The organism is Rufibacter sp. JT3400010, assembly GCF_054956755.1.
The window spans coordinates 223,079-244,489 of sequence record NZ_JBUDXA010000006.1 but is presented as its reverse complement, the minus strand read 5'-3'; the positions used below and the strand labels follow the sequence as shown (position 1 = coordinate 244,489).

Here is a 21,411-nt window from a genome sequence, read left to right as displayed (position 1 = left end):
ATCTTGTAAGGACCTGGCGGGCGGGCCAGAAAGGCATGTGTGAGCGCTTCTGCCGTTCGCCACCAAGATCCTTGCAGGATGACAAAAAATCTCTTTTAACTTGTCCTCCTACTTATTTATTCCTCATCCTCCGGATGCTCGCCAAACACGCGCAGCACCCAGCGGGGCAAGAAGAAAGAACCCAGAATCAAGTACAAGTAGTAGGTCACTACGCGATACAACAGCACAATCACCGTGGTAAAACGGCCCAGAAACTGCCCGAAGAACGTAGGGAAAGCGACTTCGGCAATACCGGCGCCCCCGGGGGTTACGGCTACCAACAGTACAATCTTGTAGACCATGTTGCGCGAGAAAATGAGCACGTGGTCATGGAAACTGATATCTGTGAAGGCAGCAATAAGGCAGTTGATGACAAAGTAGCGGGCCGTCCAGACAAAGGCGGTGCTAAGGGCGGCATTCATCCAGTACCCGAACGTACTGCCCTTCAGTTGCTGCGAGGCCCATACCAGTTCATTCCCGTTTTTGTAGGCACCTGGTCTCCACCGGCGGGTTAATCTGAAAGAAGTGGCCCGTAAGAAAAGTCGCTTCACCGCCACAGGATTGATTAAGAGGCCATACGCCATCAAGAACGCGTAAAAAGCGATAAGCAAGTAACTGATGCCGAAAGCAATCTCCAGGCTGCTGGTGACGGAAAACTCCATGGCAGAAACCTCCGGAAAAATATCGCCGGCGGTAATCAGGAACACCAGCGGCACGGCTATGATGTAGTACAGGTTGTCCATCATGGCTGTGACCATCACGTACGCCAGGGATTTGCCCAAACTAAGGCCTTCTTTGTTCAAAATGAACGCCGCCACAGTAGAGCCGCCAACTACAGAAGGCATCACGCAGGAGGCAAACTCCCAAAGCATGATCACGTCCAGGCTTTTGCGCCAACTCAGGAATTTCTCAGTCACGTACCTGATGCGGTAAATGTAGCCGAAGTCCCGTACCATGAGCACCACCACCGTCATGACCAGCCAGAAAGGTTTGGCGTTGTAGAGCGGCGTGAAATCCATGGAGGCGCTGTCACGGTAGAACATGTACCCGATTACACCCAAACCAATCACCACGGGAATTAAAATGCGTTGCGGCGTGAAGTACGAGAGCAGTTTCTTACGATTCAGATCCATGGTCAGTGATTGTCAGGTGCTGGTGTTCAGAATAAGGTACAATACGGAAATTATTGAACCCATCGGCAATCTCCAGGCCAATCTCGTTGAGCTGGAGTAAGTCTAATATGGCCAGAAAATTGAAGATTAGCCCAATCTTGTCGGGGAAGGCCTTCAGCAAGTCTGTGAAATGCACTTCGCCCTGCGCACTCACCCGGCTCTTGATATAGGTGCGTTGCTGGTCTATGGTGTAGGGATACGTGACTACGGTGTGTTTGGGTCGGTTCTGTTCGTCCTCGTACCGCTGCATGGCCTTGTGGAAAGACTGCATGAGGTGGTAGAGGTTCAGGTCTTTGAGCTCGTACTCCAGTTGGTGTTTGGCGGCAATCTTGCTCAGTTCGGCATCAGTGTTGCCGCGTTCTTCCTGTTGCAGGCGCACGTCTTCCAGCAGACTCAGGTCGCCCAATACTTCTTTGAAACGCTTGTATTCCAGCAGGTGCTGCACCAGTTCCTGGCGGGGGTCAATCTCGTTGCCTTCTTCGTCTTTCTCAAAACGGGGCAGCAGCATCTTGGCCTTAATGCGCATGAGTGTGGCGGCAGTGAGAATGAAATCGCTGGCCACCTCCATGTTCATGGTTTCCAACTGCCTGATGTACCCCACAAAATCATTGGTGATCTGGAAGATGGGAATATCATGGATGTCCAACTCGTCGCGCTCAATAAAGAAGAGCAACAGATCAAACGGGCCCTCAAAGAGCGACAGCTTTATTTCAAAACTCACGTGTGGCGGTACGGCATTGGTTTAGCTTCAAAATTACGGATTAGTAACGCCATCTGCCAACGTTTGCCGCAGAAGAACCTGTTTTTGAGGTGATTTCTGGAATTTCGACCTAAAACATAGAAAGGAAGGGAATTTGCAACCAATACTTGGAACCTAGGTTGCGCCGTTTCTATGAATAAGCCAAAACAGAAAGTACCGCCTTAAAAGCTGCGGTTATGTTGTTTCAAAGCCGTTTTTCAGGAATCAGAATAAAAATGAACTCTCTGCGGGTAGCACAAAAAATAACCTCTCAGAAAAAATTCTTAATTTTACCTTTTGACTGAAGGTAGCTACGTATAAGAGCTTGGTTGAATTTTGTTTACGAAAGACAAATTTCAAATAGACTCTGCGCTAAAACTTTCAGCGGCGTACGTTGTTGCAATACTATCCACCCAAGCACACATCTATGATAATTGAACCCGGAGAACTGTTGGCCAAGATTGACTCGCCAGCAGATTTGCGTCAACTGCCCGAAGACCAGTTGCTGCAGGTATGCCAGGAATTACGGCAGTTCATCATTGACAATGTGTCTATTTACGGCGGGCACTTCGGGGCGAGTTTAGGGGTGGTGGAGATGACCGTGGCCCTGCACTACGTGTTCAACACGCCGTATGACCAACTGGTTTGGGACGTAGGCCACCAGGCGTACGGCCACAAAATCCTGACCGGCCGAAGAGATAATTTCCATACCAACCGCAAGTTTGGTGGTATCTCTGGCTTTCCTAAAAGGAAAGAAAGCCAGTACGATGCCTTTGGCGTAGGACACTCCAGTACTTCCATCTCGGCGGCACTGGGCATGGCCGTGGCTTCGCAATACAAGAAAGAGTTTGACCGCCACCACATTGCCGTCATTGGAGATGGTTCTATGACCGCGGGGATGGCCTTTGAGGCCATGAACCACGGCGGTGCCTCAGACGCCGATTTGCTGATTGTCCTCAACGACAACTGCATGAGCATTGACCCCAACGTGGGCGCGCTCAAAGAATACTTAACTGATATCACCACCTCGCGCACCTACAACAAAGTGCGGGACGAAATCTGGAACATTTTAGGCAAAATCAGCAAGTTTGGGCCCAACGCCCAGCAGATTGTTGCCAAGGTGGAAAGCGGCATCAAAGCCACGCTGCTGAAACAGAGCAACCTGTTTGAAAGCCTGAATTTCCGCTATTTCGGGCCAATTGACGGGCATGACGTGAATCATATGACCTCGGTCTTGAAAGACCTGAAGAAAATACCGGGCCCAAAAATCCTGCACTGCGTGACGGTGAAAGGAAAAGGGTTCGCGTTAGCCGAAAAAGAGCAAACCAAGTGGCACGCGCCCGGCTTGTTTGACAAAGTCACCGGCGAAATCTACAAAGTACACCATACTACCCCGCAGCCACCCAAGTACCAGGACGTTTTTGGGCATACGTTGCTGGAAATGGCCGAGAAGAACGAGAAAATCATGGGCGTGACCCCGGCTATGCCGAGCGGTTCTTCCATGAACATCATGATGAAGGCCATGCCAGATCGCGCCTTTGACGTGGGCATTGCCGAACAGCACGCCGTCACGTTCTCGGCGGGCTTGGCTACCCAAGGATTGGTGCCATTCTGTAATATCTACTCCAGCTTCATGCAACGTGGCTATGACCAAGTAGTGCATGACGTGTGCCTCCAGAACCTGCACGTAGTGTTCACCCTGGACCGCGCCGGTTTCGCCGGGGCCGATGGACAGACGCACCATGGTTCTTATGACATTGCTTTCATGCGTTGCATCCCTAACATGGTGGTGTCTTCGCCCATGAACGAGCAGGAATTACGTAACCTCATGTACACCGCCAGCCAGGACGGCATGGGACCTTTCACCATCCGTTACCCACGCGGCGAAGGCGTGATGCCCGAGTGGCGCACTCCGTTGGAGGTGATAGAAGTAGGTAAAGGCCGCGTGATTCAGGAAGGTGAGGAAGTAGCCATTCTCACCATTGGCCACATAGGAAACTACGCCGTAGAGGTCTGCCAAAACCTGAAACGCGATGGTCTGCGTCCGGGGCATTATGATATGCGCTTCGCCAAACCCTTAGATGCCGAAATGCTGCACCACATCTTCCAGACCTACGACAAAGTAGTAACCGTGGAAGATGGTTGCCTGCAAGGCGGCTTCGGCAGCGCCGTTCTGGAATTTATGGCCGATAACGGGTACAATGCGCAGGTGAAACGCCTCGGGATACCAGATGTGGTTGTGGAGCACGGTTCCCAAATGGAACTGCACCGCCTCTGCGGCTTTGACCCCGCTGGCATTGAACGCACCGTGCGTGAACTGATGGATGTAGCCGTGCGGGTGTAAAGACCTTCAAACTGATAAGAGCAGACCTCACAGGTTTTCATAACCTGTGAGGTCTTTTTGTTTTAGGCTAATTTCTGGAAATGAAGCTGAATTCCGAAAAGATAAAAGGAAGTTATCTGCCTTACTGATGATAGCAGTGGAAATATTAACTACTTATGACTATTGGATTATAGAAAGTCCGGAAATGGAAGTACCTTTTCAATAAAAACTGAGATGAATATGCCAAGTTTCTGGATAAAATCAATATTGCTTTCTTCGGGTATTTTATGCTGTATCTGGTATTTAAGTTTTTTATTTATAATGAATTACTTAACTGCGGGACCAGTATCAGGAAGAGGCTTGCTGTTTTATGCGGGCGCTGTGTTGCATTTCAGTATAATCCTTATTTGTATTTTATACTGGGTGGGAAGAGTAACGTATTGGAAACGTACTGGTAATTGAATGAGTTGATTCTTAACCATTCCTGTCTTTGCCCTCAATCCCGTAAACAAGCCAAAAACAAAGATCAAATGACCAATACCCCTCTTGCCTATACCGAAATCGGCACCGGTCCTGCTATCGTTTTCCTGCATGGTTTCTGCGAAAACAAAGACCTCTGGACCGATTTCGTCAAACCCCTTGTGCACCAGTTCCGGATTATCGCTCTGGATTTGCCCGGCCACGGCGAAAGCCCGATGACCGATGATTTCTCCATGGAAAACCAGGCGCGGCAGGTACAGGAAACGTTGCAAGCTCTACAAGTGGAGAAATGTCTGTTAGTAGGGCACTCCATGGGCGGCTACGTAGGTATGGCCTTGGCCGAATTATTTCCCGAGTTGCTCTACGGATTGTGTCTTTTCCACTCCAGCGCTTTGCCTGATTCTGAGGAGAAAAAGGAAAACCGGAACAAAACCGCTGCCTTTGTGCAAAAGCACGGCATAGAAAAATTCATGGACACGCTGGTAACCCCGCTGTTCGCTGAAAGCAACCGTGTTTCCTGTAAAGACGCCATTGCGAAATTGCAATCCATCGGGAAAGCCACCCCTTTGGCCACCATTCTGGGCTGCCTGGAAGCCATGCGTGACCGTCCAGATAGAAGTGCAGTGCTCAAGACTACCGTACTTCCTGTCTTTTTCCTGGTAGGTAAAGAAGACCCGGCCGTGCCGTTAGAAGCAATCCTGCAGCAGTGCCATCTTCCTGAGAACAGCATGACGTATTTTATGGGACATGTAGGTCATATGGGCATGTTTGAAAGTACCGCCCTCACCCGCCAAGCGCTGCTGAAGTTCGCGGAGACCCTGTACCCCGCCGATGCCCAGCGGTACCGCAGTGCGAATTCATTCTAAGTCTAAAGTGGAAGCTCAGTTATTTACCGGAATGTGCCTTTGCCTGTAATGGTGTATTCTCCATTTTCCACTATGCTGTAAACGGTACAAGTGAAAGTAAAGGACTTTGCTCCCGTTTTCGTGATACTGCCCCCGGCTTAGAAGCCATGAAAATATTGTCAGCGCTGATGATGGCATATGTGCCTCCAGAGGGTTGTTTCCATTCATCACTAAAAGCAAAAGTGCCGCTGCTGGCAGTAGGTACATTGCCTAAAATCATAGTGTTGGTTGCCACAGCAGTATTATGAATGCTAATGTCCATACCAAAGTTGCCTATTCTCGATGCGGGGGAACCAACGCAGAAGCCCGTGAATGTTTTCCCGGCCAGCGTAAATTCTCCGGTGAATTCATCAGGAGTTGCCTCACTTTCATCATCACTGCCGCACTGGGTAAATACTAGCAAAGTCAAAAACAGGAAGAATATTTTAGCTTTATTCATGATTGAATTTCTATTATTTGATAAAATGGAGAAAGAGTAACGACTTTAAGCGGAACAATGTAGAGGCTGTTCCTAAGTGAAAGTCCAGGCTGTAGCTAGTAGTGGGAATGCGTGATACAGGAAAACAATTTCCTATGGCAGGTGCCGAAGTGGCCGTAGATCATGTATTGAGAGGTGAAAACAAGGTAGAAGTTATTTTAGGCGAGTACAATACTAACTATTAGGTAATTGGGTTAGAAAAGTGCCTGTTTCGTTTCCAGACAAGTTTGCCAAAAGAGATTGTGGATGTTCTGGTATCCGGCTAGCAGAGCCGCTAGGCGAAACTTGTTGGCTATAAGACAGGCAAGCTGTTTAGCCGTTATTTTCCAGAAAGTAGCCGCTAAACGGCGCTTCTTTTTTACGGGAAAGCCAATTTCAGAGCGGGAAGCGACAACCTCTGCTTCACGTTTCGTTAACTCCTGTTTTTCCGCTACTTTCAGACTTTTAAATACAATCCTATTCGAACAAAACTACTCCTGTACACCTTATGCTACGCAAATCCTTGTACCCACTCATGCTGATGGGGCTTTTGAGCCTTCCGGCGGTGGCTCAGAAAAAAGAAAAGCAACCTGCTGCCACGCCTGCCAAAGTCCGTTTGCAAGGGTATGAGCAACGGTTACAACTGCAGAAAAACTCTCTAGTAAGCAATCTGCCGTTCCGCAACGTAGGGCCAACCGTGATGAGCGGGCGCGTGGTAGATGTAGACGTGAATCCGGCAGATCCTACCAATTTTTATGTGGCCTACGCCTCCGGCGGATTGTGGCACACCACCAACAACGGCATCTCCTTTGAACCACTCTTCAGCAATGAGACCGTCATCACCATCGGGGACATCAGCGTTGACTGGAAAACCAACACCATCTACCTGGGAACCGGCGAGGCCAACTCCAGCCGCTCTTCTTACTCGGGTGTGGGTATCTACAAAAGCACCGATGGCGGCAGAACCTGGCAGTACAAAGGCTTGCCGGAAAGTCACCACATTGGGCGCATCATCCAACACCCCACCGATCCTAACACGGCCTGGGTAGCGGTCTTGGGCCACTTGTACTCGCCTAACCCAGAGCGCGGCGTCTACAAAACCACCGATGGCGGCACTACCTGGAAGCACGTCTTGAAAGGCGGCGATGATAACACCGGAGCCGTGGATTTGGTTATTGACCCGTCTAACCCCAATACCTTGTACACCAGCATGTGGCACCGCGAGCGCCGCGCCTGGAACTTTGTGGAAGGCGGCAGCACTTCTGGCGTGTTCAAAAGCACCGACGGCGGCAACACCTGGCAGCGCATCACGGGTGGCAGCAGCGGTTTCCCGGCTACCGAAGGCATCGGACGCATTGGCTTGAGCATTTTCCCACAGAACCCTAACATCATCTACGCCAGCGTAGACAACCAAGACCTGCGCAAAGACGTGAAACCCGCCGTGGCTACGGGCAACAAGCTGCGCAAAGAGCAATTCAAGGATTTCTCTAAAGAAGACTTCCTGAAGATGGATGATGCCGCCATTAACACCTTTCTGGAGGAGAACAACTTTCCGCGCCAGTACACAGCCAAAACCGTGAAGGAAATGGTGAGTTCAGATAAAATCAAGCCAGTAGCGCTGTCAGACTTCCTGGTGGATGCCAACTCCATGATGATTGAAACGCCCGTAACGGGTGCGCAGGTCTACCGCTCAGACGATGCCGGCAAGACCTGGAAGAAAACCCACGAGGGCTACATTGATGACCTTTACTATACCTACGGCTATTATTTCGGGGTAATTCGGGTGTCGCCTTTGAACGCGAACCACGTGTACATTCTGGGCGTGCCGCTGCTGAAATCAGAGGATGCGGGGAAAACCTGGCGTGAGATTGGCGGCGATAACGTGCACTCAGACCATCAGGATCTATGGGTGAGCCCTACGCGTCCCGGTCACCTGGTGAACGGCAACGACGGCGGCATCAACATCACGTATGACGATGGTAAAACCTGGTTCAAAGCCAATACGCCAGCGGTAGGGCAGTTCTATTCCGTAACCGTAGACATGGCGCAGCCTTACAACGTGTACGGCGGCTTGCAGGACAACGGCGTGTGGGGCGGCCCCAGCACCTACCAGGCCAGCTCCGCCTGGACCGACAACGGCCGTTACCCGTACCAGCGCTTAGGCGGCGGAGACGGCATGATGGTGCAGGTAGATTACCGCGATAACAACACCGTGTACACCGGCTCGCAGTACGGCGCCTATTACCGCCTGAACAAGGCCACAGGGCAACGTTTGTCCATCCAACCCAAGCATCAACTAGGCGAGCGTCCGTTGCGCTTCAACTGGGAAAGCCCAATCCTTCTGTCGCGCCACAACCAGGATGTGCTGTATTTCGGGTCAAACCGTTTCCACCGCTCCCTGAACAAAGGCGAGAACATGGAAGCCCTCTCGGGAGATTTGACCAAAGGCGGCCGCAAAGGCGATGTAGGCTACGGTACGTTAACGACCATTGAAGAATCGCCAAAACGGTTCGGATTGCTGTACACCGGTTCAGACGATGGCCTCATCCACGTAAGCCGTGACGGTGGTTACAACTGGACCAAGATCTCCGATAAACTTCCGCAGGACATGTGGATCAGTGGATTGGCCGCTTCGGCGGAAAACGAAGGAACCGTTTACGCTACTTTGAACGGCTACCGCTGGGACGATTTTAACCCTTACCTGTTTGTATCCAATGACTACGGAAAGACCTGGAAGCAAATTGGCAAAGATTTGCCAAAAGAGCCGCTAAACGTGGTGAAGGAAGATCCTAAGAACACGAACATCTTGTATGTAGGTTCTGACAACGGCTTGTACGTGTCATTTGACAAAGGGCAGACTTTCCAGGCCATGGGCGGCGATGTGTTGCCAGCGGTAGCGGTACATGACTTGGCTATCCATCCGCGCGAGAATGATCTGGTGGTGGGCACGCACGGCCGGTCATTGTACATCGCTAATGTGTCGCTTTTACAGCAATTGACGCCAGAGGTGCAGAAGAAGGGAGTGCATGCGTTTCAGATCACGCCGCCGCCGTACACAGAACGCTGGGGGCAGAAGTTCGGGGCCTGGGATCAGCCTTACACGCCTTCCTTGACTATTCCGTACTATGTGAATGCAGCCGGTACCACCACCGTGCGCATCAAAACCGACAAAGGCCAGGTGCTCAAAGAACTGAAAGACCAAAGCGAGCGCGGCCTGAATTATGTGGCGTATGACCTTACGTTGGAAGCCGCCAACACCGCTGCCTATGAGCAGGTCCTGAACGAAGGCCGCAAAGGGGGTGAGCCGGTAAAAGTAACGCCTGCTGCGAATGAGCAGTTGTACCTGCGCCCCGGTAAATACGTGGTGGAAATAGAGGCCAACGGAAACAAAACCTCACAGGAATTCACGCTGAGAGCCCCAGAGCGCCGAGGCAGAGAATAACCTGATATTCGCTTTAAAAAGAACTTCCGCTTTGGGCCTGTTTTAGAGAAAACAAGCTTAAAGCGGAAGTTCTTTTTTAAAGGCAATGAAACGAAGGATTTAGCCTGTTTAAGTTTATAAATCTGAAGAAGAAGTAGTGCTGCTGCCGTCTGTATCCCCAAAGAAGTGTTCTTTGATCAGGTGCAGGGCATCTGCCTGGGTGAGGGGTTTTGACAAATGGCCGTCTACATCTGGAAAATCTTTGAGGCGGTGCAAGTCATAGAAACTAGCCGAGGAAGACAAGGCAAACAATTTTTTCGCCTTGCGCTCCGGAGACAGGTGCTGGTAGCGTTCCAGAAAATCGAACCCATCCATCACACTCATTTTTATATCCACCAGAATCAAATCTAACGGGAATTCAGACTCCAGATGATCGGGGCTGCTGAGGTAGGTTAGGGCTGCCTGTCCATCGGTGACCACATCAATCTGCTGCGCAATCTCGGCCTTGTTGAGCACGCGGGTGTTCATGTAATTCGTGATGTCATCGTCGTCAATTAACAAGACACGGTTAATCTTTTCCATGGGTGGGGCGCTTTGTTTCCGGTAAAGGTACTGTATACGCAGAAAAGAGGACCCAGGTAAAAGAGAATCTCGACCGGTGAAAAGCCCATGGCCTTCACAATGCCGCTGCAAGGCTGAATTCAACGAAATAGTCCTGGTTTTTGAAGCCGATGAAGCACCCCCGATGAAGCGGTGTGCAGACCGAACGAAGAGAGAATCAGCCGATTTCTATGGAGAAGCAAGCGAAAAGGAGTATCTTCCTGACGCTTAAAGAGGGAAACCGCGCTTTTACTTTATTCACCTCCTATTCCATGAACTTGAACTTAATGAGAAAAGGCACCCGCCTTCCGCTTTGGTGTGCCTTTAGTATAGGATTGTTTTCCGCCTGTTCTTCTGAAGGAACAACCAAAGAAACTACCGGTGCCCAGCCCGCAGTAGCCGCTACCAGTTACCGTCCGCCCGCCGACTCGGCCAAAAATGCCGTTGTTTCGGCCCCCACCGATTCTACCGCCGCCGGTGATTCTGCCGCTACCGTACCCGCCGAGGCTCCCATCAGAGATGAAGCCGCCGACAACCCAGGAGCCATTCTTCCGCACAAGCGAATTGTTGCCTTTTACGGAAATCCACTCTCTAAACGCATGGGTATTCTGGGCGAGATTGCCCCTGAAAAAATGCTCTCCAAACTGGACGGCGAAGTGAAAGCCTGGCAAGCCGCTGACCCCAGTACGCCCGTACAGCCCGCGCTCCACTTAATCTTTGTGACGGCGCAAGGCAAACCAGGCAAAGGCAATACCTACCGCCTCAGAATGAGCGACCACCTGGCCGACACCGTGATTGCCTGGGCCGCCAAAAGAAACGCTATTGTGTTCCTGGACATCCAGATTGGGCAAAGCACCGTCCAGGATGAGTTGCCCCGCCTGGAGCAGTGGCTGAAACTGCCGCAGGTACATTTGGGCATTGACCCTGAGTTCGCGATGAAAAACGGAGCCGTACCGGGCCGTAAGATAGGCACTCTGGACGCGAAGGAGATCAACTACGCCACCTCGTTCCTGAATGACATTGCCGTAAAGTACAACCTTCCTCCCAAGATTCTGGTGGTACACCGCTTTACCCAGCGAATGGTCACCAACTACAAAGACATTCAGCTTAGACCCAACGTCCAGTTTGTGATGCACATGGACGGCTGGGGCGACCGGGTCCTGAAGAAGAGTACTTACAACGCTTACATCAAAAAGGAACCCGTACAGTACACTGGTTTTAAGATCTTCTATTACAATGACACTAAAAAGCCCGGCTCCAAGTTGTATTCGCCCAAAGAAGTGCTGGCCCTCACCCCCAAACCCATGTACATTCAGTACCAGTAGGCTTCTAAGTTAAAGAGCCGAAACTGGCTTGATTTAGAAAAAGTAAGGCAAAAACAGAAGCGGCGCTCTTGGAGCGCCGCTTCTGTTTTTGCCTTACTTTTTAGATTATAGGCCTAAAATCTGGATGCCTACAGCTCTGGATTGGTCAGAATCTCAGTAGTTGGAATTGGAATGAGGTAACGGGAATCTGAAGGAGCAATGGAGGCCAGAGTGGTAGCGCTACCGGCTCCTCTTGACATGATGGGCTGGCCTGTTCTATACAAGTCATTTGACCTGAAGCCTTCGCCCAGCAATTCAATTCTTCTCTCCGTTAGAATCGTATTCACAAGGTCCGTTTGGTTTGTTGGCGCATACACCCAGGTTGGATCTGAACGATGGTGCACGGCCAAAAGTAAAGCCAAAGCACGCGTCTGGCTTCCAACGCGGGCCTCTGCTTCTGCCAGATTCAGTAATACCTCAGAGTACCGGATCAATGGAACCCAACTGGTGAACGGAGAAACCCCAGACCATTTGGTTAAAAGCGGCACACTGCCGTAAGTGGCGGTACTGGTAGCCGTAAGTGCCGTTTTACGGGCATCTGTTGCTCTAAACTGCGGGTTGGCATAGATACCGGTGGTTGTGTTCAGGTAATACTCCACGTTACCGGCATTGTAGTAATACCCTATCTGGTTCTGGGTACCGGGCGCATCTGTATCAGTGAAAGGCGCTGACAAGATAGACTCCGTGGTGATGAAGTTAGAGAATACGGTAGCAATGTTGGCCTGTAACTGATGCTGCACCGAAGCCGCTCCGCCTACCGTGGCAGGAGCCGTGAAAGGTGCCGCAGCAGAAACAATCTTATTTCCCTCGGTGATCACGTCTGCGTAACGGCCCATGGCCAGGTACACCCGGCTCTTAAGCGCAATAGCCGTGGTCTTGTGGGCCCGAGTGGTATTGAGCGTCGCATTGGCGTAGGCGCCAGGCAAACCGGCTTCCGCTTCATTCAGGTCTTTCAGAATCTGGGCATACACCTCGGCAACTGTGCTTCTTTTCAAAGCATTGTTGGCGCTTGAGGTTTCGGCCTGAAGCCTGAGCGGCAAACCCGGAGAAGCTCCGTTATCTGCTACGTAGGGCTTGGCGAACATCTGCACCATGGAGAAGTACGCTAACGCTCTTACAAACTTCGCCTCTGCGGCATAGGCCGTGGCATCTGCCGCCGGCACTTTGTCTGTGTTGGCGGCAAGTCCTGCTAAGAAAATGTTGGACCGGTTAACGGTAGAATAGCCTCTGGACCAAAGGTCTGCTATGTAAGAGTCATCGCCGCCTACGGTAAAGTTGTACACCGGTAAAGCAGTTACCCCGTTGGAGGTACGGTTCACAAATTCTTCGGTGCGCACATCATTGTAGATCTGGTACCGACCACCCAAAATACGAGCGTGTTTCAAGGTAGCATATAAGCCATTGACCTGCGCCACTACCAGTGCGGGAGTGTCAAAGTTGCTTCCCTCAAAAACAGCGGTTTCAGGAACGGCATCCAGAAAATCGTCACCGCAGGACGACATCATTGGGGCGAGTGGCATGCTTAGTAACGCAAGCCGAATCAGATACTTCTTGCTTGGGTTTGTGTTGAATATTTTCATCTTATGATATCGAATTAATTAGAAACCTAGGTTAACCCCAAATGTGAACATTCTGCCTTGTGGCACCGAGTTACGCTCAACCCCTGGGGCAATATTGGAAGCACCGTTTGTAGAGATCTCAGGATCTGAGCCTTTGTAATTAGTGATCAAGAAGGCATTGTCTACCTGCGCGTACACTCTCAAAGAGCTTACCCCTGATTTTCCGAACAAAGCAGTTGGCAATCTGTAGCCCAGCACCGCATTCTGCAGACGCAGGAAGTCGCCTTTCTGTACGTTGGCATCAATTGGGAAAGAAGAACCGTTAGACACGTTGTCGCCATACACGGCACGCGGAACGTCTGTGTTGGGGTTTTCTGCGGTCCAGGCTCTCAGTACATCAGTGGAGTTGTTCCAGATACGTTGATCTCTTAAACCTGCCTGGGTACCATTGTAGATGTAATTGCCGCCAGAGTAGGTGAGCAGCACACTCAGATCAAAGTTGCCATACGTCAGGTTGTTGGTGAAACCACCGTACCACTTAGGTAACGTGTTGCCGGCAATTTGGGCATCGGCACCAGATACGGCCGGGGCGCGGCTTCCGTCCAGGAAGGTCCATGGAATGGGGGAACCGTGTGAGTACTGCACCTCACGGCCATCTTTGTTGATGAAGATTCTGCGGCCATTCTCTGGGTTGATACCAGCGGTTTTTACCACATAAAGGCTGCCTACCGGGTAGCCCACTCTGGTGATGTTGGTTGTCTCTGTATCACTGGTAAGACCTAAGATAGGAGTGGTTTCATCTACCAGAGAGGTTACTTCATTTTTGTTGAAGGTAATGTTGAAGTTAGTGCTCCATTTGAATTTGCCAGACTCCAAAGGAGTAGCGTTCAAGGTGAACTCCCAACCTTTGTTGTACATAGAACCAATGTTCTGTAAGATGGAGTTGCCGGGAATACCTTTAGAAGGGGCTTGTGGCACGGCCAAGATCAAACCGTCAATGTCATTGTTGTAGTAGTTTGCCTCCAGACTAACTCTGTTGTTCAAAACGCCTACTTCAATTCCTATGTTGGTTTGTTTACTGGTTTCCCAGGTCAGTTCTTCGTTTCCGGCCTGGGTGAACTGTAAGCTGGCAGCGGTTCCATACAAACCACCAGAGTATTGCGTGTAAGCCGCGTAATCTGAGTTCAGGTTACCGTTACCCACGCGTCCCCAGCTACCTTTCAATTTCAAGTTAGTGATGGTGTTGGCAAGCGTAGAGTTCTTGAAGAATTCTTCCTCTGCTACGGCCCAGCCCACAGATGCCCCCCCGAAGTTACCCCAGCGCACTCTGTTGGCCAGAGCCGAATTACCGTCTCTTCTGTAGTTGGCGCTAAAGAAGTACTTATCTGCGAAGTTGTAAGAAACGCTGGTCAGATACGCTTCATACACTCTTTTCCCAATGCTTCCGCCGGCGGTGTTAGTGCCAAAGGGTGCCTGGAAATCATCTAACGTGGCAATAGAAAGTCCCTGGCGGGTAGCCCACCAGTAGTTGTCATCTATTTGCTGCGCATCTGAACCCACCAGCACAGATACATGGTGGTTGTTGGCAAAAGTAGTTTGGTACTGTAATGTATTTACCCAGTTCCAGTTCTCTCTTCTGTAGTTTGAGTTTGTGGCTAAACCGCCTTGGTTGAAACCGTCACCGTTAATGGGGTTATAAAACAGTTTGTTTTCAGTGTTGCTCAAATCATAAGAGTAAGTTGTTCTGAAGGTAAGCCCTTTGAAGATGCTTAAGTCTGCGCCAATGTTGGCTACCATTCTGTTGGTTTCAGAAGTCTGACGGTCTTTGTCTAGAAGAACTATTGGGTTGTAATAGGTCTGCACGTAAGGGCTGATGTTAGCACCATTGCCCAGCGCATTGCCGCTTAGGTTGTAGGTTCCGTCTGCGTTGTAGGGAGAGATATTGGGGGCTAATACAAAGCCAATACGGCCTAAACCTGCCACAGAGAATCCGGCACCAGGAAGGGAACCGCTGTTAGGTGCCTGGTTAAAGCCATTGGTATAGTTGATGTTTCCCTTCAAGCTAAGCCAGTCGGTTACTTTCTGGGTTAGGTTTAAACGGGCAGACTTCCGCTGGAACTCATTGTTCTTGATAAAGCCTTCCTGGTCAGAATAACCGGTAGAGAAGTAATACGTGGTCTTTTCTGTACCACCAGACACGGCCAAGGCATGGTTATGGGAGATCGCCTTGCGATAGATCAAGTCTAACCAGTCTGTGTCCACCAAAGAACCATCTGCGTTATAAGAAGGAAAGAAGCCCGGTGCGCTTGGCGTAGCAGTATTGGCTAGCGCTCTGTTCTTATGGTCCATGTACTGCTGGGCGTTCAATAAGTCAGGCAGTCTGGTGGCCTGATTCATGCCCACCCATCCGTCATAGGTTACTCTTGCGCTGCCTTGCTTTCCTTTTTTAGTGGTAATGATCAATACCCCATTGGCCGCTCTGGAACCATAGATAGAGGTAGAGGCCGCGTCTTTCAAGATGTCAATAGACTCAATATCTGACGGATTAATGGTAGACAGTACGTTGTTAGCGGCACTGTTATCCCCAATCTCATCACTTGATACCGGAACCCCATCCAATACAATCAGAGGAAAAGAGCTTAAGGAGATAGAGTTGACGCCCCGCACCCTGATAATAGGAGGGTTGTTCAGCAAGCCGTTAGGTTGAACGATGTTTACCCCAGATGCCTTTCCTGTCAAGGCCTGGCCGAAGCTTTGTACCGGGCGGTCCTGAATGGATTCACCGGTTACCGTGGAGGCTGCTCCCGTAAATTCCTGCCGGGTTTGCACACCATACCCGGTTACAACCACTTCACTGATTGTGCGGGCATCTGTGACAAGGCGTACGTTGATAGTGGACTGGCCTCCTATGGCTACTTCCTGGTTGCCATACCCAATAAAGGTGAAAACTAATGTGCCTCCGGCAGAAGGGACATTGATGGAGTAATTCCCGTTTACATCTGTAGGAGCAGCCGTACTGGTTCCTTTCAGCTGAACGGTCACACCGGGCATTCCTTCGCCATTGGCTGCGTCTGTCACGCGTCCGGTTACAGTTCGTCCCTGCGCCCACACTTGCCCGGCAAGTGTCAGCAGCAGCACGAAGCTTGCTAGTAGGTTTTTCATCATGTGGTTTGGTTGGTTTGGTTTTTTGAAATATTTATATTCTTAAATATATAAGTAAAAAATTGCTGTACAAACGTTTGACTTTCTTTGTCTTGAAGAGGTAAATGGTCTCGTAACTTGCCTTTATTGGAAGATGGCAGGATTTCTGTGAAAAAATTATGGTTTTAGCAATGGAAATCGATTAGTGGTTGATAAGTTTAAATATTTAGTAGAAATTGATGTGAAAAAAAATATTTGAAAGCATTATTCAAGTAAATTTCGCAACTACGTTGATGTGGGTCCTTGCCCAGATGCCAAAAAGGGACTTGTTGAGGAATATACTGGAGAAATAAACAAGTTTAGGCACCCATGCAACCTTAAGTAGCATTTGGGTATCTAGTAGAAAACCTATCACTATGAGACCTTTTTACGCCTTCTGTCTTTTCTATCTGCTCACCCTAACTTCCTGCGAAGAGGAACAGGTGAATAAGGTATGCGTGGTAGAAAACCCAACTCAGGAAATAGAATGGCTGAAGGTAAAGGTGCAGGAACTCCAGAAATCTGAGTACTGCCAATTTGTGCAACGCGGCAATCTTGAGGGTCGCACGGTCTATGTGCTGGGAAATTGCGAGCCGAATATCAACTCTATCAGTTCTGTGTATGACTGCGACGGCAATCTGCTCTGTTATGCCGGCGATGAGACGTGTCCCAATTTTTCCTTAGAAGTGAAAGACGTGCAGCTGGTTTGGACAAACGGGAAATGATAGGGCTATCAGTTTAGTTTTTTGGCTGAATGTGCTTGTTCATCTGGAATTTGGGCCTTTTGTGCATGGGGTTTGCCTGTTGCTGGCGTGGCGGCTGGTTGATGAGGTGCCCTTATGCTTTTGTTGTTGTATCTTTTCCCTCCGTGCGCTCACGGCCGCAAGGCCCCGTCTTCCCCTCGCGCACTGCCCTTTCGGCCTGAGCTGCCTTTTGCGCTTAGTTTCGCCAATTCAGGGCCAAAAGCGAGGCGCGCTCGGGAAAGACTGGAACTGGCAATGTGTAGGGGAAAGTAGCAACGGGCTTCTACCTTTCTAAAGCAGAGATTCACCCTTTGAAAGGGGCGAAGGGGGATGTTTACACAAGCAGATCACACACATTGCTATCTCATTCAGGGGTTATCCCCAAAGAACATGATTCAAGTCTGTGACTTGGACCTACCATGACCGGAAGTTTGCAACTTCCGTGAGGCGAGAGCCTCAAATGGGAATTGCTGAATCACGGGCAGCAGTCATCGGCGGGGAGCAGCAATACCGTCCACGCAAAAGACCTCGTAATGTGCGCAGCTCCTACGAGGGTCTACATCTATACAGTATCAAGCATGTTCTCTGAAAATACCCCGTAAACAAGAAGGGCACCTCCAAAGAGGTGCCCTTCTTGTTTACGGGGTATTTTCAGGAAAACTAAACCAATTTGTTTTCTACCAGGTACTCGGCAATTTGTACCGCATTGGTGGCGGCGCCTTTCCGGAGGTTGTCGGCTACTACCCACATGTTGATGGTGTTGGGTTGGGTTTCGTCCAGTCTGATGCGGCCAACCAGTACCTCGTCTTTGCCGTGGGCATCTTTGGGCATCGGGTATTGGAGGTTAGCGGTATCGTCTACCACTACTACCCCGGGGGTTTGCTGCAGCAGCCGGTACACTTCTTCCAGGGTGAAATCCTTCTCAAATTCCACGTTCACAGATTCTGAGTGACCACCCATTACCGGAATCCGAACGGCCGTAGCTGTTACTTTGATGGAGTCGTCGCCCATGATTTTCTTGGTCTCGTTCACCATCTTCATTTCTTCCTTGGTGTACCCATTGGCCTCAAACACATCAATATGCGGAATCACGTTCAGGTCAATAGGATAGGCGTACGCTTTTTCGCCTTCTTTGCCGGCGCGCTCGTTCATTAACTGGTCTACCGCTTTCTTGCCAGTGCCCGTTACAGACTGGTAAGTGCTGACCACAATACGCTTCGCCTTAAGGGCTCTGTGTAGGTTATTCAAGGCCACTACCATCTGAATGGTGGAGCAGTTAGGGTTGGCAATGATCTTGTCTTCTGGGGTTAACTCAGAGGCGTTGATTTCCGGAACCACCAGCTTTTTGCTGGGGTCCATGCGCCACGCAGAAGAGTTGTCTACCACGGTAGTGCCCGCCTTGGCAAATTTAGGGGCCATCTCCTTGCTCACGCTTCCGCCCGCCGAGAAAATAGCGATCTGCGGTTTCTGTGCGATGGCTTCCTCCATCCCGATGACGGTGTATTCCTTACCCTTGAAGCTCATCTTCTGACCCACCGACTTCTCAGAGGCCACTAATAACAATTCGTCTACCGGGAAGTTACGCTCCGCCAGAACTTTCAGCATTTCGCCACCCACCAAGCCGGTGGCACCTACTACAGCTACTTTCATGTAAGGGTGTGTAAATTAATAAGTATCACATGGGATCCAGCGAAAAACACGGTCATGTCTGCCTCTGGAGATCTGGCCCAAATTGTTTCCAGCTTGTTTTCTGAGAATCAGGCAGAAAAACGCTTTAGGCCGGTTGCAAAGTAAGCCAACTTTTCACGATAATTAAAGTACAGCCTATGCATGAGGCAATTCTTTCTTCTATTATTTATATGGTTGGCCTTTATACCCGTTCTGCAGGCCCAAATACAGGAATCTTTCACAGACGGAGACATCACCCAGAACCCGGTTTGGTCGGGCGACCAAGAATACTTTCAGGTGAATGCTGCCAGGCAATTGCAGAGCAAAGGTCCTGCGGTAACCGGTACCGTTCTGCAATTGTCTACCCCAAACAGGTTGGCTGTTGGCGCACAGTGGGAGTTCTATGTGCAACTGGAGTTTGCCACTTCCTCCAATAATCTAGCTGAGATCTACCTTACTTCTGACCAGCCTGATTTGAAAAGCGACCTGCGCGGCTACTTCGTGCGTCTGGGCGACACCGAGGATGAAGTGAGTCTCTACCGAAAGGATGGCACCACCGCCACTAAGATTATAGATGGGGTAGATAAAACCGTAGCCTCCACAGATAATAAAGTATGGGTAAGAGTTACCCGCTCGGCCACTCACCTCTGGACACTGGAACTTGACATAACCGGAACTCGGCAGAAATACGAGGTGCAAGGCACCGTGCAGGATGCGCGCTATACCACCTCGGCGTACGCCGGAATTCTTTTTCGGTACTCGCAGACCAATGCTCAACGGTTTTATTTCGATGATTTCACGTGTAAAGACATAGGTGTTACTAGTCTGGTAAGCACGGAGGCCACTGGCCCCAGAACGTTGAAATTGACATTTTCAGAGCCTTTACAGAAAACGGAGGCGATTCAGTTAGCCAATTACCGGCTCAACAGGAGCGTGCTACCGGTTGCCGCAGAGTGGGACGCCGCCGCTCCGCACATGGTCGGTTTGCAGTTCAACCAGGATTTTACAACTGGCACCAACCAGATAGAAGTGCTGCGCGCCCTGGACGCAGAGGGTAACCTCACGCAGAACCTGGCCGGTTCGTTTGTCTATTCTGCATCTGCGCAGCCCGGTGATGTGAGAATTACCGAAATCTATGCCGATCTCAACCCCCTGCAAGATTTACCAGCCGCCGAGTTTATTGAGATTTACAACCGAAGCGACAAGGCTTTCAACTTGCAAGGATGGCGGTATTCAGATGCAACCAACAATTCGGGGACTTTCCCCAGTTATCTCTTGCAGCCCGGCGCTTACTTAATTATATGTGCCGCCGCAGATACCGCATTATATCGGGCGTTTGGTCCGGTAGTGGGGCTTCCCTCGTTTCCTTCCCTCAATGACAGCGGCGATGACGTAGAAATTTTCAATGCCACCGGACAGTTGATTGATTTTGTACGCTATAGTAACGTCTGGTATCGCGATGTCGCCAAAAGAGAAGGTGGTTGGAGTTTAGAACTCCTTACTATAAGGAGTACCTGCACGGGCGCTTCCCAGTGGAAAGCCTCTGTACACCCGCGGGGCGGAACGCCGGGGCAGCCCAATTCTGTGCAGGAAGTAGACCAAACGGCGCCAATTCTCCAGCAAGTGGTAGCCACTAGCCCAACGCGCATTCTTCTTACCTTCAATGAACCCTTAGACAGTGCCCAAGCCAGTCAGGGAAATAGGTACAGCATTTCTTCGGGAGTTACCATACAGAAAGCAACGGTCTTGTCTCCGGCGCTAACGCAGGTAGAGCTGCTGCTTTCAGCGCCTTTGCAGGAAAACGAGCGTTATACCGTAACGGTGCAGAACGTACGGGATTGCTCTGGTAACACACTGGAGACGCAGCAACAAACCGTGCTTCTTCCGGCTGCTCCTGCCCAAGGCGATGTGGTCATCAATGAGATCCTGTTCAACCCCAGGCCCAGCGGAGTAGATTTTGTGGAAATAGTGAATAGGTCTGCCCGGTACCTGAATCTGCAGAACTGGAAATTGGCAAACCGAGCCAGTGATGGTGCGGTAGCCGGTGCCCGTGAAATAACCAACCAACATCTTCTTCTTGCCCCCGGCGAATACCTGGTAGTAACCACCAATTCCGCTGCCTTGCAAAGTGAATACTCCCTGGCGCGCAAAGAAAGGTTTCTGGAGATGTCTTCTTTGCCGTCTTTCCCAGATGAAGACGGTGCCGTGGTGTTGCTTTTGCCAGATGGTGCCGTGATGGACGAGGTAAGCTATAGTGAAAACCAGCACTTCAGGCTTATTTCTGATCCCGAAGGAGTCTCTTTGGAGCGGATTTCTCTGGCTGGACCCTCCACCGCGGCAAACTTCCATTCAGCGGCAACCGATGTGAAAGCCACACCCGGTTACGTAAATTCCCAATCCAGAGAAAACCTAGCTGCAACGGAAAAGCTGACCCTTCAGCCCAAGATCATTACCCCAGACGGCGACGGGATAGATGATGCCTTGTTGTTGCAGTTCAAATTGCCGCAAGCCGGTTTTGTGGCTTCCGTTACCATCTTTGATGCCCACGGGCGGCATATCCGAAAACTCTTCGCCAACACCTTGTTAGGAGCGGAAAGTGTTTTGCAATGGGATGGCTTGACTGAAGCTGGCTCCAAAGCGGCCATTGGTTATTATGTGGTATTGGTAGAACTCTTTAACCTACAGGGGCAGAAGGAAGTATTGAAGCAAACCGCCGTAGTAGGCGGTCGTTTTTAGGTTGTTTTGCTGGAAATAAGTTAAA

At 50.3% G+C, this 21,411-nt stretch carries 13 protein-coding genes; 6 read left to right on the top strand and 7 right to left on the bottom strand.

Annotation, left to right across the window (positions count from 1 at the left end; genetic code table 11):
• Nucleotides 1-116: 116 nt before the first annotated feature.
• Nucleotides 117-1,172, bottom strand: a complete 1,056-nt coding sequence (locus tag ACY0JR_RS08780; protein ID WP_462633599.1) for a lysylphosphatidylglycerol synthase transmembrane domain-containing protein — start codon at nt 1,170-1,172, stop codon at nt 117-119.
• Nucleotides 1,156-1,932: a segregation and condensation protein A gene (locus ACY0JR_RS08775; protein ID WP_462633598.1), complete on the bottom strand. Its 777-nt coding sequence runs from the start codon at nt 1,930-1,932 to the stop codon at nt 1,156-1,158. Before ACY0JR_RS08775 ends, ACY0JR_RS08780 begins: the two co-directional genes overlap by 17 nt.
• Nucleotides 1,933-2,377: 445 nt before the next feature.
• Here ACY0JR_RS08775 and dxs point away from each other — a divergent pair, with 445 nt between their 5' ends.
• Together dxs and ACY0JR_RS08765 are read left to right on the top strand one after the other, a co-directional pair.
• Nucleotides 2,378-4,294 (top strand): 1-deoxy-D-xylulose-5-phosphate synthase, encoded by a 1,917-nt coding sequence (dxs, locus tag ACY0JR_RS08770; RefSeq protein ID WP_462633597.1) that lies wholly within the window; start codon nt 2,378-2,380, stop codon nt 4,292-4,294.
• A gap of 509 nt (nt 4,295-4,803) precedes the next feature.
• Nucleotides 4,804-5,619, top strand: a complete 816-nt coding sequence (locus ACY0JR_RS08765) for an alpha/beta fold hydrolase (protein ID WP_462633596.1) — start codon at nt 4,804-4,806, stop codon at nt 5,617-5,619.
• A 70-nt stretch (nt 5,620-5,689) separates the two neighbouring features.
• Here the strand turns inward: ACY0JR_RS08765 and ACY0JR_RS08760 are convergent, their stop codons facing one another.
• Nucleotides 5,690-6,097, bottom strand: coding sequence for a hypothetical protein (locus tag ACY0JR_RS08760; protein ID WP_462633595.1), 408 nt, complete (start codon nt 6,095-6,097; stop codon nt 5,690-5,692).
• Between the two features lie 526 nt (nt 6,098-6,623).
• Between ACY0JR_RS08760 and ACY0JR_RS08755 the strand changes: the two genes are divergently transcribed.
• On the top strand, nt 6,624-9,557 hold the full coding sequence (locus tag ACY0JR_RS08755; protein WP_462633594.1) for a WD40/YVTN/BNR-like repeat-containing protein: 2,934 nt from the start codon (nt 6,624-6,626) through the stop codon (nt 9,555-9,557).
• Between the two features lie 114 nt (nt 9,558-9,671).
• Here the strand turns inward: ACY0JR_RS08755 and ACY0JR_RS08750 are convergent, their stop codons facing one another.
• Nucleotides 9,672-10,118, bottom strand: a complete 447-nt coding sequence (locus ACY0JR_RS08750) for a response regulator (protein WP_462633592.1) — start codon at nt 10,116-10,118, stop codon at nt 9,672-9,674.
• 290 nt (nt 10,119-10,408) lie between these two features.
• Here ACY0JR_RS08750 and ACY0JR_RS08745 point away from each other — a divergent pair, with 290 nt between their 5' ends.
• On the top strand, nt 10,409-11,461 hold the full coding sequence (locus ACY0JR_RS08745; protein WP_462633591.1) for a hypothetical protein: 1,053 nt from the start codon (nt 10,409-10,411) through the stop codon (nt 11,459-11,461).
• Between the two features lie 128 nt (nt 11,462-11,589).
• On the opposite strand, the gene ACY0JR_RS08740 is transcribed toward ACY0JR_RS08745, so the two are convergent.
• On the bottom strand, nt 11,590-13,020 hold the full coding sequence (locus ACY0JR_RS08740) for a RagB/SusD family nutrient uptake outer membrane protein (protein ID WP_462633589.1): 1,431 nt from the start codon (nt 13,018-13,020) through the stop codon (nt 11,590-11,592).
• A 78-nt stretch (nt 13,021-13,098) separates the two neighbouring features.
• On the bottom strand, nt 13,099-16,221 hold the full coding sequence (locus ACY0JR_RS08735) for a SusC/RagA family TonB-linked outer membrane protein (RefSeq protein ID WP_462633588.1): 3,123 nt from the start codon (nt 16,219-16,221) through the stop codon (nt 13,099-13,101).
• 395 nt (nt 16,222-16,616) lie between these two features.
• On the opposite strand from ACY0JR_RS08735, the gene ACY0JR_RS08730 reads away from it, so the two are divergent.
• The gene (locus ACY0JR_RS08730; protein WP_462633586.1) at nt 16,617-16,964 is read left to right on the top strand and encodes a DUF6970 domain-containing protein; all 348 of its coding nucleotides are present in this window, start codon (nt 16,617-16,619) and stop codon (nt 16,962-16,964) included.
• Nucleotides 16,965-17,642: 678 nt separating this feature from the next.
• On the opposite strand, the gene ACY0JR_RS08725 is transcribed toward ACY0JR_RS08730, so the two are convergent.
• The gene (locus ACY0JR_RS08725; RefSeq protein ID WP_462633584.1) at nt 17,643-18,632 is read right to left on the bottom strand and encodes an aspartate-semialdehyde dehydrogenase; all 990 of its coding nucleotides are present in this window, start codon (nt 18,630-18,632) and stop codon (nt 17,643-17,645) included.
• A gap of 180 nt (nt 18,633-18,812) precedes the next feature.
• Between ACY0JR_RS08725 and ACY0JR_RS08720 the strand changes: the two genes are divergently transcribed.
• A complete protein-coding gene (locus tag ACY0JR_RS08720) occupies nt 18,813-21,386 on the top strand; it encodes a lamin tail domain-containing protein (protein WP_462633583.1) in 2,574 nt (857 codons plus the stop codon).
• Nucleotides 21,387-21,411 lie beyond the last annotated feature (25 nt).